The sequence below is a fragment of the Candidatus Eisenbacteria bacterium genome (assembly GCA_016235265.1).
Taxonomy (GTDB): domain Bacteria; phylum Eisenbacteria; class RBG-16-71-46; order RBG-16-71-46; family JACRLI01; genus JACRLI01.
In genome coordinates this window covers 50,081-66,512 of sequence record JACRLI010000007.1, presented here as the reverse complement: position 1 = coordinate 66,512, position 16,432 = coordinate 50,081, and the positions used below count along the sequence as shown (strand labels likewise).

The window sequence follows — 16,432 nt, the reverse complement described above, 5'->3', positions numbered from 1 at the left end:
CATGACCTTCCTGAGCCCGTTCGCGTGGCTGGCCGCGCTGGCGGCGGCGGTGCCGCTGCTGGTGCACCTGTTCAGCCGCCGCAAGGCGCGCCGCGAGGCGTTCCCCACGGTTCGTTTCCTGCGCCAGGTGCACCGGCAGGAAGTGCGCCGGCTCCGCCTGCGAGAGTGGCTGCTGCTGCTCCTGCGCACGCTGGCGGTGCTGAGCCTGGCGCTGGCGTTCGCCCGCCCGGCGCTGCAGGGCACGCGCGGCGCGGCCTCGCGCGCCCCGGCCACCGTGGTGGCCCTGGTGGATCGCAGCCTCAGCATGCGCGCCACGGGGCCGAAGGGCGCGCGCTTCGAGGAGTCGCGCGGGCGGCTGCGCGAGCTGGCGGGGTTGCTGGAGCCGGGCAGCGAGTCCCAGATCGTGGCCTTCGATTCCCACGCCAGCGGCGTCTTCGAGGACTTCACCCACGACCCCGCCCGCTTCCGCTCCGCGGTGCAGTCGCTGCGTCCCGGTTACGGCGGCACCGACCTGGGCGGGGCGCTGCGCGAGGGCGCGCGCTGGCTTTCCGGTCGTCGTGGCCTGCATCGCGAGTTCTACGTGTTCTCCGACATGCAGGCCGCGGGCCTGGACAGCTCCCGCGCCGGCTCGCTGGCGGCCGCACTCCGCGGGTTCGACGTGTACTGGGTGCCGGTGGGTTCGCGGGATGCCGCCAACGCGGCGTGGACGTGGGCCGAGGCCACGCGCCTGGGCGAGGCGGGAGAGGTCACCGGCGAGGTGCGCAACGCCTCCGACGAGCCGCGCCGCGGCGCGCTGGTGGAGGCGGTGGCCGGCGGCCGGATGGTGGGCGCGGCGCGCGTGGACCTGGCGGCCCGCGCCGACACCCGCGTGCAGGTGCCGGTGCACGGGCTCAACGCGGGAGACCTGGGCGTGACGCTGCGCTTTCCGCACGACGCACTCGAAGACGACGACCACGTGGCGGTGGCGTTCCCGTCCACCCGGGCGCTGCGCGTGGCGCTGGTGGGCCCCGACGCGCAGCGCATCTACGTGCAGGCGGCGCTGCAGGCGGCACCCGGCGCATTCGAAATCCAGGACAGCCCCGACGGCTCGGGTACGGTCACCGCGGACGTGTGGGCGCTGCTGGACCCCGAGCGGGTGAACGCGGCCTCGCTGCGCGCGCACCTGGCGCGCGGCGGCGGCGTGCTGGCCGCCCTCGGCCCGGCCTCGGTCGCCACGCACGCGGTGGAACTGGCACTGGGCGATCTCTCGCCGGGCAGCGTGCAGGGCATGGAGGGCGATTCCACCGGGCGCAGCTTCGCGCGCCTGCGCGTGCTGGACCCGGGACACGCGGGCTTCCGCGGGCTGGCCGTCCGGCGCGGCAGCGAGCTTTCGTCGGCGAAGTTCCTGTGCGTGGCGCGCATCCGCCCCGCCGCGGGCGCCACCGCGCCGGCCGAGTTCGGCCCCGATCTTCCCGCGATGGTCGAGCGCGGCCACGTGCTCCTGTTCGCCGGCCCGCTGGACGCGACCTGGAACGACTTTCCGCTGAGTCCCACGTTCGTGCCCTGGCTGTACCAGGCGCTGGAGGCGCTGGCATCGCGCACGCGCCCGCTCTCGGTGGAAGTGGGCCGGCGCTGGGTGCGCCCGGTGCCCGCCGAATGGAAGGGCCTGCCGCTCAAGCTGACCGATCCCGACGCCCGCGAGGTTCCCGGCGAGCTGACGCAGGGTGGCACCGAGTTGCGCAGCGTTCCGCTGGAGCGCCCCGGGCTGTACACGCTCCAGGCTGCGGGCAGCGCGGTGGAGGCGGTGGCCGGCACGCTGCCGGACGGCGAGATCGATCTGCGCTCTCTCCCGCCCGCGGCGCTCCGCAACATCGCCCCGCAGTCGGTGGTGGTGGAGGGGTCGCTGCGCGAGGCGGTGCTGCGCCGCCGGTTCGGCCGAGAGTTGTGGCGCGAGTTCCTGCTCGCCGCGCTGGTGCTCTTCCTGCTGGAGACCGCGGTCGCGCGCATGACCGTGGCGCCGCGCGAATGACCCAGGACGCCCGCGACCACCTGCTGGCCGGCGCCGCCCGCTGCCCCGGCTTCATCCGGCTGGCCACGATGCTCCAGGAGGGCCTGGAGGGCCCGGTGCGCCTGCGCGGACTTTCGGGTGGCGCGGCGCAGCTGCTGGTCGGCCATCTCTACGAGACGGTGGTGCGCCAGCGCGGTACGCTGCTGTGGATCCTGCCCGACGCCGAGGCCGCCGAGGCCGCGCGCGACGATCTCGAGTTCCTGGTGGGGGAGGCGCACGTGCTGCACTTCCCCGAGCCCGAGACACTGCCCTACGACCGCCGCTCGCCCGCGCCCGAGGGCGTGAGCACCCGCCTGGGGGCGCTGGACGCGCTGCGCTCCGGCCGGCGCGGCGTGGTGGTCACCAGCTTCCGCGCCATCGCCGGCAGGGTGCTGCCGCCGGACCGGCTGGCCGCGGGCACGGTGGAACTGGCGGTGGGCCAGACCCTGCCCCCTGGCGCGCTGCGCGGCCGGCTCGCGGGCCTGGGCTACCGCGCCGAGCCGGTGGTGTCCGGCCACGGCGAGATGAGCGCCCGCGGCGGCATCCTGGACGTGTTCGCCAGCGGCCACACCGATCCGTTGCGCATCGAGTGGGACGGTGACGAGATCGTCTCGCTGCGCAACTTCGATCCGCAGACCCAGCGCTCCACCTCGAAGCTCAAGACCGCGCGGCTGCTGCCGCGACGCGAGCTGGTGCCCGACCCCGACCGCGTGGCGCGCGTGCTCGGGCAGCTGGCGAAGCACCCGGGTGAGCATTCCGACGAGCTGGCCCACCTGGTGGGCGAGGAGCGCGTGTTCGAGGGCATGGAGCGCCTGCTGGGCCTGTACGAGCCGGCGATGGTGCCGTTCCTGGATTACCTGCCGCCCGGGACCACCGTGCTGGTGACGGACTGGTCGCGCCAGCGGGCCCGCGCCGAGGCGTTCGCCGACGAGGTGGACCTCATGTATCGCGAGGCGCAGCGCGAGTGGCCGCCGGTCACGCCCCCGGCCACGCTGTTCGTGCCTGGCTCCGAGCTGGAGCGGCAGCTGCTGGAGCGGAGCGCGCTCTTCGACGACAGCCTCGCCGCCGGCCACCGCTCCATGCCCGAGGTGGCCTTCCGCACCGAGGCCGCCGAGTCGTTCGGCCGCAACCTCGAGCTGCTCAAGCAGCGGCTGCGCGCCTACCTGGCCGAGGGCTGGGACGTGAGCGTGTTCTGCGACAACGTCGGCCAGCGCGAGCGCCTGGAGGAGCTGCTGGAGAACATCCCGGTGCGCCTGGACATCGCGGTGTGGAGCGCGGGGTTCACGCTGCACGAGGCCGGCGTGGTGGTGCTCACCGACCACGAGATCTTCGCGCGCTATCGCCGGCGGCAGCGCCGCGGCAAGTTCCGCGGCGGGCTCACCTACAGCGACCTGCTGGCGCTGGCCGAGGGCGACTACATCGTGCACGTGGATCACGGCATCGGCGTGTACCGCGGCCTGCAGCGCCTGGAGATCGACGGCCACGAGACCGACTGCCTGCGCCTGGAGTACTCCGGTGGCGACAAGCTGTTCGTGCCCGTGGAGCAGCTGTCCATGGTGCAGAAGTACCAGGCCCAGGAAGCGGCCATCCCCACGCTGCACAAGCTGGGCGCCGCGCACTGGCAGCGCACCAAGGCGAAGATCCAGAAGGCGGTCCAGGAGATGGCCGCGCAGCTGATCCGCACCTACGCCGCCCGCCGTGCGCTGCCCGGCCATGCGTTCGGCCCGGACGAGGACCTGCAGCGCCAGCTCGAGGCTTCGTTCATCTACGACGAGACCCCCGATCAGCTGCGCGCGGTGGAAGAGGTGAAGGCGGACATGGAGTCGGCCCGCGCCATGGACCGGCTGGTGTGCGGCGACGTGGGCTACGGCAAGACCGAGGTGGCGGTGCGCGCGGCGCTCAAGGCGGTGGTGGGGGGCAAGCAGGTGGCGGTGCTGGTGCCCACCACCATCCTCGCGCAGCAGCACTTCAACACCTTCACCGAGCGGCTGGCAGGCTTCCCGGTGCGCGTGGAGATGATGTCGCGCTTCCGCACCCCGGCCGAACAAAAGACGGTGGTGAGGCGGCTCTCGGAAGGCGACGTGGACATCGTCATCGGCACGCACCGGCTGCTGAGCAAGGACGTCGCGTTCCGCGACCTGGGCCTGGTGGTGATCGACGAGGAGCACCGCTTCGGGGTGGCGCACAAGGAGAAGCTGCGCACCATGCGCACGCTGGTGGACGTGCTCACCCTGACTGCCACGCCCATCCCGCGCACGCTGAACCTGGCGCTCTCGGGCGCGCGCGACATGAGCCGCATCGAGACCCCGCCGCGCGACCGCCTGCCGGTGCACACCGAGGTGGTGGAGTTCAACCCGGAGCTGCTGGCCGACGCGCTGCTGCGCGAGGCCGACCGCGGCGGGCAGAGCTTCTTCGTGCACAACCGCGTGGAGACCATCGACGCCACCGCCACCTTCCTGCGCAAGCTGGTCCCGCACCTCCGTTTCGCGGTGGCCCACGGGCAGATGCACGAGCACCAGCTGGAGAAGGTGATGTTCGACTTCCTGGACCGGCGCTACGACTGCCTGGTGTGCACCATGATCGTGGAGTCGGGCCTGGACATCCCCAGCGTGAACACGCTGCTGGTGCACCACGCCGAGAACCTGGGGCTGGCGCAGCTCTACCAGCTGCGCGGACGGGTGGGGCGCTCGCACCACCGCGCCTACTGCTACCTCACCGTGCCGCAGCGGCGGGTGCTCACCGAGACCGCCGAGAAGCGGCTGAAGGTGATCGAGGACTACGACGAGCTGGGCGCGGGGCTCAAGATCGCCATGAAGGACCTGGAAATCCGCGGTGCCGGCGACCTGCTGGGCCCCGACCAGACCGGCTTTATCACCGGCGTGGGCTTCGAGATGTACAACCGCATGCTCGAGGAGGCCATGGCCGAGGCCAAGGGCGAGCCGCTGGAGTCGCGCGTGGAGCCGCGCATGGTCACCGACCTGCCGGCCTACCTGCCCGAGGACTACGTGCCACCCAGCGAGAAGATCTCGCAGTACAAGCGGCTGGCCGACGCCCGCTCGGTGGAGGAAGTGGACCGGCTGCTGGAGGAGTGGAAGGACCGCTTCGGCCCGCCGCCCCCGCCCGCGGCCACGCTGCTGGAGCTCCGGCGCCTGCGCCTGGAGGCCTCCGGCGGGGACATCTCGCAGCTGGTGGTCGAGAGCGACCGGTTCGAGGTGGAGCTGACCCGTCCCCGGCCGGTGAAGGAGCTGCGCCGGCTGTTCGAGGACCGGGAATACCCTTTGGAATTCAGCGCTTCCGACCCGACCCGCATGACGCTGCGGGTGCGCCGCAAGCCGGGGCTGGCCGCGGCCAGAAAACTGTTGCCCCTGCTTTTGGCCGGGTGATAGCGTGAACTGCTTACCGCGAAAGGAGATTCGCTTGAGAAACACCCTTGGCCGTACCCGAATTTCGCTGCTGGTCCTGGCCCCGCTGGTCCTGCTGGCCGTGGCTGCCGGCGGCTGCGACATCCTCCGCCAGCAGGTGGTGGCGAAGGTCGAGAAGCACACCCTGACGCTGAAGCAGTTCGAGACCCTGCTGGGTCAGTCCGCCGGGGGGCCCACCCCGCCCGACTCGGTGTACCGCCGCATGATGGTGGACGACTGGATCGACCGCACCCTGCTGGTCCAGGAAGCCGAGACCATGAAGCTGGACACCCTGGCCCAGGTCAACAACCAGCTCAGGGTCCAGGCCGACCAGGTGGTGGCCGAGGAGCTGTACCGGCGCGAAGTCGTGGAGAAGGCCAAGGTCACCGAGGCGGACATCAAGGCCATCTACGAGAAGCGCAAGAGCTCGTGGCAGATCGCGCACATCGTGTGCGCCGACCGGGCGAAGGCCGACGAGGCGCGCGCGGCCGTGGCCAAGGGCATGAGCTTCGAGGAGGCCGCCGCCAAGTTCTCCCAGGACCCGCAGACAGGCATGATGGGCGGCGTGGTGCCGCACGCGTTCTCCTACGGCGAGCTGCCCCCCGAGCTCGAGGACGTGCTGGCCAAGCTCAAGGCCGGCGAAGTGGGCGGTCCTGTGGAGTACCAGGGCGGCTTCGAAATCCTGAAACTCCTGGAGATCAAGCCCGCCGAGGTCGCCCCCTACGCGCAGCTGAAGCCGGAGCTGGAGAAGATGCTCATGCAGCGCCGGAACACCACGCTCACCCAGGCGCTGGTCAAGGCCATGAAGACCAAGCACAAGTTCGTGATCCAGCCCTCCGACGTGAAGCGCTTCGTGGAGCGGATGCGCGGCGCCCCCGGCGACACCATCCCGGCGTTCTCCCAGGACGTGCTCAACGAGCCGCTGGCGCGGTTCGAGGGCGGGCCGTACACCACCGGCGACTTCCTCCGCGACATCAGCCGCAGCAGCATGATGAGCCGGCCCAATCTTTCCGAGGACGTCACCGTCACCCGCTTCGTGGACAACGGCGCCACCTACGCGCTGCTCATCGCCGAGGCGCGCTCGCGCAAGCTGGACCGTGAGCCCCGGGTGCTCACGCAGCTCGAGCAGGCCCGCGAGCAGGCCCTCACCCGGGCGGTGGTGGCCAAGGTGCTCGGCTCCCGCCCTCACCCGGGCGAGGAGGAGTTGCGCGCGGAGTACGAGAAGCGCAAGGGCGACTTCGTGAACAACGGCTCGGCCGAGTTCTTCGTGATCTCCACCACCGTGGAGCGCGACGCGCAGGAGGCTTCGCGCGAGGCCCGTGCCGGCATACCGTTCGCCACCCTGCAGAAGCGGTACGCGAAGCCCACGGCGGAGGAGGCCCGGCTGAACGGGGCCGGCCGCCTGGTGTTCGACGGCAGGCGCCCCGCGCTCGAGGACTCCCTGCGCGGCCGCCAGCCCGGCTCGGTCGTGGGGCCGGTGGCGTTCGAGGGGCGCTACTTCGTCTACGAGGTGCGCAATACCTTCCCGCCCATGAGCCAGGGCTTCGAGGACGCGCGCATGTCGCTCATGCAGATCGTCAGCCGCGAGTGGCAGACCCGGCTGCTGCGTGAGCACGTGGACCAGCTCAAGAAGAAGTGGGTGCCCACCGTCAACGTCAAGACCATGCTGGGCGCCAAGCCCGCGAAGCCCGCCGCGAAGGCGGCCGCCGGGCAGTAGCCCGTGAAAGGAAGACCGATGTTCCGAAGAATCCTCCTGCTCGTGTGCGCGGCGGCGTTCCTGGGCTCGGTGGCCGCGCACGCGGCCGCCGCGCCCAAGAAGCGCACCGGCAAGCGGGCCACCGTGGACGGCACCGCGGCCGTGATCGACTCGGCGGTCATCCTCCAGTCGGAGGTGACCGACCAGGCCCTGATCATGGCCCAGCAGAACAACGTGGACCTGCGCGACACCGCCGCGGCCCGCGAGTTCAAGAAGCGGGTGCTGGACTCCATGGTGCGCAAGAAGCTGATCGCGTCTGAGGCGCACCGCCAGGGCATCACCGCCACGCCCGCCGAGGTGGACGCGCAGGTGGACCAGATGCTGACCTCGGCGAAGCGCACGCTGGGCTCGGACGCCGCCTTCCTGGAGCAGCTCCGCAAGGAGAACCTCACCGAGGAGGGCCTGCGCCGGAAGTACTCCGACGACGTCCGCGAGGACCTCGCCGTGCGCCGGCTGGTGCAGCGCGAGGTGCAGGGCAAGGTGAGCGCGGACACCAACGACGCGCGCGCGTTCTTCCTCAAGCACAAGACCGAGCTGCCGCCGCGCCCGGACATGTACCGGCTCTCCGTGATCCTGGTGGAGGTCCACGCCGGCGACTCGGTGAAGGCCCGCGCCCGCGAGAAGGCGACCACCGTGCTCACCCGCCTCCGGGCCGGCGAGGACTTCGGCAAGCTGGCCACGCTGTTCTCCGACGACCCCAGCGCGCGCGAGGAGGGCAAGCTGCCGTGGTTCACTCCCGGCACCTTCGACACCACCTTCGAGAAGGCCGCCCGGGCGCTGAAACCCGGCCAGGTGAGCGAGGTGGTGGAGACTCGCTTTGGCTTCCACGTGATCCGCGTGGACTCGGTGCAGGGTGAGAAGACGCTGGCGCGCCACATCCTGGTGCTGGTGCAGCCCGACACCGCCGACTCCGTCCGGGCGCTCGAGAAGGCGCGCGCGGTGCGCGCCCGCGCGTTCGCGCGCGAGGACTTCGGCAAGCTGGCGCAGCAGTTCTCGGACGATCCCGACAGCCGCTCCCGCGGCGGCAGCCTGGAGCCGCGCGAGTTGAGCGCGTTCAGCCCCGATATCGGCGGGGTGGTCTCGAAGCTGCTCCCGATGCAGGTCTCCGACGTGGTGCGCTCGCCCAGCGGCTGGGTGATCTTCCGGCTCGACGAGAAGCAGCCGTCGCGGCCGTACGAGTACGCGGAGGTCACCGAGCAACTGCTGCAGGCGGCGCGGGACGAGAAGTTCAACGCGGCGCTGGACACATGGGTCGGCGAGCTGAAGAAGAAGCACCGGGTCACGGTGCACGGGGTCCGATAGGCCCCGGGGAGCTCCGCGTGGACGTGTTCCTGCACCGGGCCTGCGCGGCGAAGTCCCGCTCCGAGGCCGCGCACTGGTGCCAGGAGGGCCGGGTGCGGCTGGACGGCTCGCCGGTGAAGGCCAGCCACGCCGTGCGCGTGGGGCAGCGGCTGGAGCTGGCGGTGGGGGAGCGCGCGCACACGTACGTGGTGCGCGAGCTGCCCCGGTCGCAGTGCAGCCGCGCCACGCGCGAGCGCTTCCTGGAGCCCGCGTGACACGCCGCGCCGCAACCCGCGAGCGCCCCCGGGAGCCCGCGTGAAGCGCCGCCGCGCGCTGGCCATCACCATGGGCGATCCGGCCGGCATCGGCCCGGAGATCATTCTCAAGCTGCTGCGGCGTCCCGCGGGAATGCCCGACCGCCCGCTGGTGGTGGTCGGCGACCGGCCCTGCATGGAGGCCGCCGCGACGCGGATGGGCGGCCGCTTCACCCTGCCCGAATGGAACCCCATGCACGCGCTCCCGGCGCGGGGCGCGGTGTTCTGCCAGGCGACGAAGCCGTCGCGCCGGCCGGTGCCCGCGCCCGGAAAGTGCGGCGCGGCCAGCGGCCGGCTTGCCGCCGACGCCATCCTGACCGCCGCGGCCCTGTGCAACGGCGGGCTGGTGGCGGGCATGGTCACCGCACCCGTGAACAAGGAGGCGCTGCGGCGCGCCGGCGTGCCGTTTCCCGGGCACACCGAGTGGCTGGCGCAACTGTCGGGCTCGCGCAGCTGCGCGATGCTCTTCGCGGGCGAGCGGCTGAAGGTGGTGCTGGCCACCATCCATCTCCCGCTGGCGGAGGTGCCGAAGCGGCTCACTGCCGCGCGCATCGTGGAGGTGACCGCGCTGGCGCACGCGGCGCTGGTGCACGACTTCGGGATCCGGCGGCCGCGCATCGCGGTGGCCGGGCTCAACCCGCACGCCGGCGAGCACGGCCTGCTGGGCCGCGAGGACGCCCGCGTGGTGGCCCCCGCGGTGCGCCGCGCGCGCTCGGCAGGCATGGAAGTCTCGGGCCCCTACCCGGGCGACACGGTGTTCCGCCGCGCGCTCGAGGGGGAGTTCCACCTGGTGGTGGGCCTGTACCACGACCAGGGGCTGGGCCCCATCAAGACGCTGGAAGGCTTCCGGGCGGTGAACGTCACCCTGGGCCTGCCGTGGGTCCGCACCTCCGTGGACCACGGGACCGCGGAGGACATCGCCGGCAGGGGCGTGGCCTCCAGCGAGGGATTGCGGGCGGCGGTGAGGCTGGCCGCCATGATGGCAGGACGCCGATGATCGAATTCCATCACGTCACCAAGCGCTTCGGGGACGAAGTGGCGCTGGACGACGTCACACTCTCCGTGGCCCAGGGCGAGCTGGTGGTGCTGCTGGGCGCCAGTGGCACCGGCAAGAGCACCTTCCTCAAGCTGATCTCCTTCGAGGACAGCCCCACCTCCGGCGAAGTGGTGGTGGGCGCGTTTCGCAGCGGCGGGGTCAAGCCCGCGCAGGTGCAGCAGCTGCGCCGCAAGCTGGGCATCATCTACCAGGACTTCAAGCTGCTCCCCGACCGCACCGTGTTCGAGAACGTGGCCCTGGCGTTGCGAGTGGCGGGCGAGCCGGGCGGCGCCATGCACAAGAAGGTGGAGGCCGCCCTGGAGCGCGTGGGCCTGGCGCGCCACGGCAACAAGCACCTGCACCAGATCTCCGGCGGGCAGCAGCAGCGCGTGGCCGTGGCGCGCGCCCTGGTGCACGACCCCGAGGTGGTGCTGGCCGACGAGCCCACCGGCAACCTCGACCCCGAGACCTCGCAGGTCATGATGACGCTGTTCCGCGACCTCAAGGCCCGGGGCCGCGCGGTGGTGCTGGCCACCTACGACCTGACGCTGATCCAGCCCGGCGACCGCGTGTTCCGGCTGGAGCGCGGCCGGCTGAAGGAGGGCGCGTGAACGCCGCCTACTTCGTGGCCGAGGCCTGGCGCGGCCTGCGACGCAACCCCGGCGTGGCGGCCGCCTCCGCGGTGGCGCTGTTCGCCGCGTGGGTGGTGCTGGCCGGCACGGCCGACGCGCTGTGGAACGGATGGCGCTTCGTGCGCTACGCCGAGGCGCGCAAGGAAGTGGTGGTGCTGATGAAGGAGCACCAGGGCGCGGAGGCCGACTCGGTGCTGGGCGACCGGCTGCGCGCGCTGCAGGAGGTGAGCGCGGCCACCTACGTGTCGCGCGACTCCGCGTGGGCGCAGCTCTCGCGCGACCTCAACGCCGACCCCGACCTGCTGCAGTCGGTGGGCGCCAACCCGCTGCCGCCTTCCTTCCGGCTGTCGCTGCGCGAGGGCTTCCGGGATGCGGCGCAGATCGAGCGGCTGGCGCAGACCATCCGCCAGTATCCGGAGGTGGGCGACGCGGTGTTCGGGGGCGAGTGGCTGACGCGCCTCGAAGTGTGGCTGCGCCGCGCCACGCTGGTGGGCCTGGGCTTTGGCACGGCCATGGCACTCGGGGTGGTGGTGCTGGTGATGCTGGTGATCCGGCTGGCCATCCTGGCGCGGCGCGACGTGCTCCGGGTGCTGGGGCTGCTGGGAGCCAGCCCGGCGTTCATCCGCCTGCCGTTCCTGGCCGAGGGACTGATCATCACCGCGGTCACCTCGGTGGTGGCGCTGGCCGCGGTGGAGGGCGCCTCGGTGCTGCTGGCCACGCGCTGGAGCGGCTGGGAGCGCATGCCGCTCTCGCTCGACGCCGCCTTCGTGGGCCTGGCCCTGCTGCTCGGCCTCGCCGGGAGCCTGGTCGGCTCGCTCGGCGCGGGACGGGCCGAGAGCCCGTGATGCGCCGCGTCGCGCTCCGCCTGGCGTGGGCGCCCGTCCTGGCCGCCACGCTGCTGCTTTCGTATTCATCGCGCGCCGCCGCGCCGCCGCCGGACGAGGCGAGACAGCGCAGCACCTACGAGAAGCTCCAGAGCGAGGCCCGCGCCAAGCGCCAGGCCGCCCAGAAGCTGCGCAAGCAGGAGAAGAACGTCCTGCGCCAGCTGCACCAGGTGGAAGTGAACCTCTCCAAGTCGCGCGCGGCGGTGCAACTCTACACCCAGCGCGAGACGAAGCTGGGCCGCGAGATCGACGTGGTGCAGCGCGACCTCACGCACACCCGATCCGCCCGCTCCATGACGCAGCAGCAGCTGGCCCGCCGGCTGCGCGCCGCCTACCGATTCCGCCGCGACAGCGAGCTGGAGTTCCTCCTCTCGTCGCGCTCCTTCGCCGACCTGGACACCCGCCTGCGCTGGGTGGGCCTCATCGCGCGCGGGGAGGAGCACCTGGTGCTGCGCCTGGGCGTGCAGGCCGAGAGCATTGACGTGGCGCGCGTGGTGCTGGAGCGCAAGAAGACCGAGGTGAGCCAGGTGCGCTCCCAGAAGCAGGTGGAGCAGCGCAAGATGGAGGGACTCAAGAGCCAGCGCGAGCGCACCGTGCGCGACATCCAGACCACCCGCATGAGCTACGAGGCCGCCGCGGCCGAGCTGGAACGCTCCGCGCAGAAGATCAAGAAGCTGCTGGACGAGCTGGAGCGGCGCCGGCTGGAGGACGAGCGGCTGCGCGCGCAGCGCGGCGAGAAGATCCCCGAGGGCCAGTTCGGCCACGGGCGCGGCTCGCTGCCGTGGCCGGTGCGCGGCACGGTGATCGAGAACTTCGGCGAGAACCGCCACCCCAAGTTCGGTACCGTGACCCGCAACAACGGCATTGATATCCAGGCCCCCGAGGGCGCCGACATCCGCGCGGTGGAGAAGGGGGTGGTGGAGTTCGTGGACTGGTACGAGGGCTACGGGCAGACCATCATCCTGAACCACGGCGGCGGGTTCTACACGCTCTACGCCCACTGCGGCTCGGTGAGCGTGGCGCAGGGCCAGCAGGTGGCCGCGGGTTCGGTGATCGCGAAGGTGGGGGATACCGGGTCGCTGCGGGGGGCGGAGCTGCACTTCGAGGTGCGCAAGGGGCGGGCGGCGGTGGATCCGCTGGATTGGCTGCGGTGAGAGCCTTCTGGATCTTGAGCTTGATTTCCAACCTGATGTCATGTAGCAGGTTAGACGATTTTCCTTGAAATTGACGCAAATTACGTCGATATTGACGCTACATGCGTCAGACGCCCCTTGACTTGCTCATGGCGCGCACGCGCCAGCAACTCCTCTCCGCGATCCTGATGCACCCGGACCGGTGGTGGTATCGGAGTGAGCTTGCCGCCCGGTTTGGGGTGCGACCGTCGACATTGCAGAGGCCTCTTGGCGCCCTCGTGGAAGCCGGGATCCTCAAGACTCGGCGGGACGGGAATCGACTCTACTTCCAGGCCGACGCCGACAGCCCGCTCTATCCGGAACTCCGGGGTCTGGTCGCGAAGACGGCGGGACTCGTGGATGTCCTCCGGGGCGCGCTTTCCCCTCTTGGAACCAGAATCCGGGTCGCGTTCGTCTTCGGCTCCGTCGCCAGGACCGAGGAAGCCAGTACCAGCGACATCGACCTGATGGTAGTCGGCAGCGTGGGATTGGCAGACCTTTCGCTTCCGCTCCGCGAGGCCGCCGCGCAACTTGGGAGAGAGGTGAATCCCACGGTGTGCACGCCCGAGGAGATGGTGCAGCGAGCCGGCGGCCGGCACCAATTCATCACATCGGTATTGGACAGCCCGAAGCTCTTCGTGCTAGGAACAGAGGATGCCCTGGCAAGACTTGCTCAAGCAAAGGCGGGTGGAGAGCAGACCCACTCAGCGGACTGAGATCGCGGAACTTCTCTCCCTTGCCGCGCGCGAATTGTCGGACGCAGGGGTCGATGCAATATCTGCGGAGGGCCGATTCGAGCACGCCTATGCTGCCGCCAGGGCGCTGGCTACCGCGGTGGTCCGTGCTGCCGGATTCCGGCCGACTTTCACGGGCGGAAACCACCACAACACGTTCGTCGCGCTCGAAGCAGCAGCTCCCGAGAAGTTCCGAATGTACTCCGCCTACCTCGACACCTGCCGTGCAAAGCGCAACGAAATGAGCTACGTCCACGCGACCGTAATCACGACTGCGGAACTGGATGAAATTCTGACGCTGGTGCCCGAGTTCCGGACCGCCGTGGACGGCTGGCTCCGCCAGAACCACGCGGAGCTCTGCGAGTAGGGGAGCTTGGTTCCCAGGGAAGGAATGGAGTGCCGATGGCCGTAGTGTCGGTACCGTCCAAGAAGACGACGGTGAGCGATGGCCCGGAAGGGCTTACGTTCGTTGTGCCCGCAAAGCGGGAGTGGCCTCCGCTGATGGTCCTTCCAATTTGGCTTGTAGGTTGTCAGGCCAGGCGTTCTCGAGCATCGGTTTGAGCTGTTTGGCCTTTCGCGAGGCCGTGACTACGACCTCTCGGCCGTGAGCAACTTGAGGGTGTCCCCAATCCCGTTCAACCCCTGGAAGCCAGGGGCGGGGCTCCGGTTATGGGGACTTGCGGGAGGAGTTGTGGCGTTTGACTACGGCGCGAGGACGATCCGCTTCGCTTCTGCTGTCGACGAGGCCGAAGGCAGGATGATTGTGGAGCGGATCCTGGGGCGCTATCCCGTTTCGGGTACGGCAACATCCATCCAATAGAGAAGACTGCGGGTTGCCGGCCCTGTATTTCCTACACCCCCCGGACACCCCATGCGAATCCTCCAGGTCTACGGTCCCTACGATCCGCCCGTGTACGGGGGCATTCAGCGCATCCTGAATATCCTCCGGGACGGCGTGCCGCGCTTCGGGCACGAGCTGGTCACTCTGTGCGCATCACACGACCGCGTCACCCGGGTGGACCACGGCCCGCGCGGAACCGTCGTGCACGCCGCCTCCTTCGGCAAGGTGCTCCGGCACCGGCTCAGCCCCTCGCTGCCGTTCTGGATCCGGAAGTTGCGTCCGGACGTGCTGCACTTCCACTACCCGAGCCTCTCGGGCGTCGCCTCCTGCCTGATAACCCGGCCCGCCCGCCCGGTCGTCGTGTCGTACCACTGCGACGTCCAACGCCGCGGCTGGCACCGCGTCTTCGACGCTCCGGTGCAGGCGTTCCTGCGCCGCGCCGACCGCATCCTGGTGAGCACCCCGCAGACACTCGACGCGAGCCATGCCCTTCGCCCGCACCGGGACCGCTGCGAGGTGCTGCCATACGGGCTCGACCTCGAACGCCTGCGGGAAACCGATCGCACCCGCGAGGTTACCCGCGCGCTGCGGGAGAGTTGCGCCGGGCCCATCACGCTGTTCGTGGGGCGGTTCCATCACTACAAGGGGCTGGACGTGCTGCTGGAGGCGCTTCCAAACGTGCCCGGCACGCTGGTGCTGGTGGGGCGCGGAGAGGAGTACGCCGCGGTGCGCAGTCGCGTGCGGGAAGGTGGGCTCAGCGCGCGGGTCCGTTTCGCAGAGGAAGTCCCCGACGAGGACCTTGGCGGCTACTACCGCGCCGCGGACCTCTTCGTGCTGCCCTCCACCAGCCGCGCGGAGTCCTTCGGGCTGGCGATGGCCGAGGCCATGGCCTGCGGGCTGCCGGCGGTCTCCACGCGGCTCGGCACCGGCACCTCGTTCGTGAACCAGGACGGGGTCACCGGGCTGGAAGTGGAAGCCGGGGACGCCGGGGCACTGGCGGAGGCCATGCGGAAATTGCTCGAGGATCCCGAAGAAGCGCGCCGCATGGGAGAGGCGGCGCGAGGGCATGCGGCGGGGTTCTCGTTGGATCGAATGGTGGAGGAGACCGTGCGGATGTACGAGACGATGGGAAGGCGCAATCCCTCGGGAAGTACGAGGGGGTCTTAGAGGGCTCGACACTCAAGCTTCCAAATCAGTTCGACATGGTGGATTGTGAACATGCCAGTATCTCGAACAGGCCAGAACCACTGAGGTGATCGATGAGCCGGATGTCTCAAGCCACCTTCCCCCTCCTGCTCGCCATCCTCGGTCTCGCCGCAAGCTCGTGCCTGCACGAGCCTCCCACACGCCCCAACTCCGGATTCCCCGCGGATGGCTGGGTGATCGTCACCAAGTGGGACACGGCAGCCTGGTTTCCCGGGGATACCCTGCGCCAGCCGGGCCTGTACAAGTTCCGACTGGACGGCAGTGGCCTGACCCGGCTCACCTTTCCTGGCGAGTCACTCGATGTCGTCGTGCCACCCGGACTCGCACTCACGAGGGGAACGCCCAGCGGCCCGCGATGGAGCCCCAAGGGCCGGTACGTCATCTATCTGGAGAGCCTCGGTCGGGACAACTCATTCGTTGCGTTCATGGACACGGAGACAGGCCGGAAGAAGACCCTGACCGGCCCTTTCGCGTATGACCTCGACCCACAGTGGAGTCCCAGCGGCCGGTATGTCCTCTACCTTCGCAGCCTCGCGGCTCTGTGGCTTACCGACACCGCAGGCGTGAAGACTCCACTTCCCCAGATTCGGGGCTGGCGCAGCTTCCTGTTCCAGGGCGACAGCGTGGCCCTCGGGTACAATTCAGCACAGTGGGCCGAGGATGACGAGCATCTGCTGGTGCCCGGGACCCGCTGGCACCCTCCGGCTGGCCCAGAAACCAGGCTCCAACAAGAGATCTTCAAGGTCTCGTTGGCGGATGGAAGCCCTGTGGCCCAGGTAACGACGGGGAACAGGGGCCTGGGAGGACTGGTCTCACCCGATGGGGCCCTGATGATTTGGAGACGAGGAACCGCACCTTTCCAGGGCAGCCTCTTCCTCCTCGGCATGCAGGACACGTCCCTGGTGCCGCTCACGAGCGGGCCTGGGGACGGGAATCCGCATTGGGCCAACGACTCCCGCACCTTCATCTTCCTGAAGGCGCAAGGGGCGAGCCACGACACGGTGTATCATGTCTACTTTGGCAATGTCACGGTCGCGGGCCAAGAGCGCCTGCTGCTGGCGCGATCGGTGCGGGACGCCGATCTCTATCTGCCCTGACCGTTGCAGTACAGTCAGGTGGCGCTGTTGTTGCGCGCCCCGGGCCACGCGC

At 70.3% G+C, this 16,432-nt stretch carries 13 protein-coding genes; all 13 read left to right on the top strand.

Going from position 1 to position 16,432, the window contains the following annotated elements:
• Position 1: 1 nt before the first annotated feature.
• The 13 genes from HZB25_03855 to HZB25_03795 all read left to right on the top strand — a co-directional run bounded on the left by HZB25_03855 (position 2) and on the right by HZB25_03795 (position 16,380).
• On the top strand, positions 2-2,008 hold the full coding sequence (locus tag HZB25_03855) for a BatA domain-containing protein (protein ID MBI5836359.1): 2,007 nt from the start codon (positions 2-4) through the stop codon (positions 2,006-2,008).
• A complete protein-coding gene (gene mfd / locus HZB25_03850; GenBank protein MBI5836358.1) occupies positions 2,005-5,409 on the top strand; it encodes a transcription-repair coupling factor in 3,405 nt (1,134 codons plus the stop codon). Before HZB25_03855 ends, mfd begins: the two co-directional genes overlap by 4 nt.
• Before the next feature lie 34 nt (positions 5,410-5,443).
• The gene (locus tag HZB25_03845) at positions 5,444-7,144 is read left to right on the top strand and encodes a peptidyl-prolyl cis-trans isomerase (GenBank protein MBI5836357.1); all 1,701 of its coding nucleotides are present in this window, start codon (positions 5,444-5,446) and stop codon (positions 7,142-7,144) included.
• 18 nt (positions 7,145-7,162) lie between these two features.
• Complete coding sequence (locus HZB25_03840; GenBank protein MBI5836356.1) at positions 7,163-8,485, top strand: peptidylprolyl isomerase; 1,323 nt, start codon at positions 7,163-7,165, stop codon at positions 8,483-8,485.
• 17 nt (positions 8,486-8,502) lie between these two features.
• The gene (locus HZB25_03835; GenBank protein MBI5836355.1) at positions 8,503-8,739 is read left to right on the top strand and encodes a hypothetical protein; all 237 of its coding nucleotides are present in this window, start codon (positions 8,503-8,505) and stop codon (positions 8,737-8,739) included.
• 70 nt (positions 8,740-8,809) lie between these two features.
• Entirely contained in the window at positions 8,810-9,775 is a 966-nt protein-coding gene (gene pdxA, locus HZB25_03830) for a 4-hydroxythreonine-4-phosphate dehydrogenase PdxA (GenBank protein ID MBI5836354.1), read from the top strand.
• Complete coding sequence (locus HZB25_03825; GenBank protein MBI5836353.1) at positions 9,772-10,425, top strand: ATP-binding cassette domain-containing protein; 654 nt, start codon at positions 9,772-9,774, stop codon at positions 10,423-10,425. The genes pdxA and HZB25_03825 overlap by 4 nt, the downstream gene beginning before the upstream one ends.
• Positions 10,422-11,291, top strand: coding sequence for a hypothetical protein (locus tag HZB25_03820; GenBank protein MBI5836352.1), 870 nt, complete (start codon positions 10,422-10,424; stop codon positions 11,289-11,291). The genes HZB25_03825 and HZB25_03820 overlap by 4 nt, the downstream gene beginning before the upstream one ends.
• Positions 11,288-12,484 (top strand): peptidoglycan DD-metalloendopeptidase family protein, encoded by a 1,197-nt coding sequence (locus tag HZB25_03815; protein ID MBI5836351.1) that lies wholly within the window; start codon positions 11,288-11,290, stop codon positions 12,482-12,484. The genes HZB25_03820 and HZB25_03815 overlap by 4 nt, the downstream gene beginning before the upstream one ends.
• Before the next feature lie 101 nt (positions 12,485-12,585).
• A complete protein-coding gene (locus HZB25_03810; protein ID MBI5836350.1) occupies positions 12,586-13,218 on the top strand; it encodes a helix-turn-helix domain-containing protein in 633 nt (210 codons plus the stop codon).
• 214 nt (positions 13,219-13,432) lie between these two features.
• On the top strand, positions 13,433-13,603 hold the full coding sequence (locus HZB25_03805; protein ID MBI5836349.1) for a hypothetical protein: 171 nt from the start codon (positions 13,433-13,435) through the stop codon (positions 13,601-13,603).
• Between the two features lie 504 nt (positions 13,604-14,107).
• A complete protein-coding gene (locus HZB25_03800; GenBank protein MBI5836348.1) occupies positions 14,108-15,244 on the top strand; it encodes a glycosyltransferase in 1,137 nt (378 codons plus the stop codon).
• Between the two features lie 212 nt (positions 15,245-15,456).
• Complete coding sequence (locus HZB25_03795; protein ID MBI5836347.1) at positions 15,457-16,380, top strand: PD40 domain-containing protein; 924 nt, start codon at positions 15,457-15,459, stop codon at positions 16,378-16,380.
• The last annotated feature ends 52 nt before the right edge of the window (positions 16,381-16,432 follow it).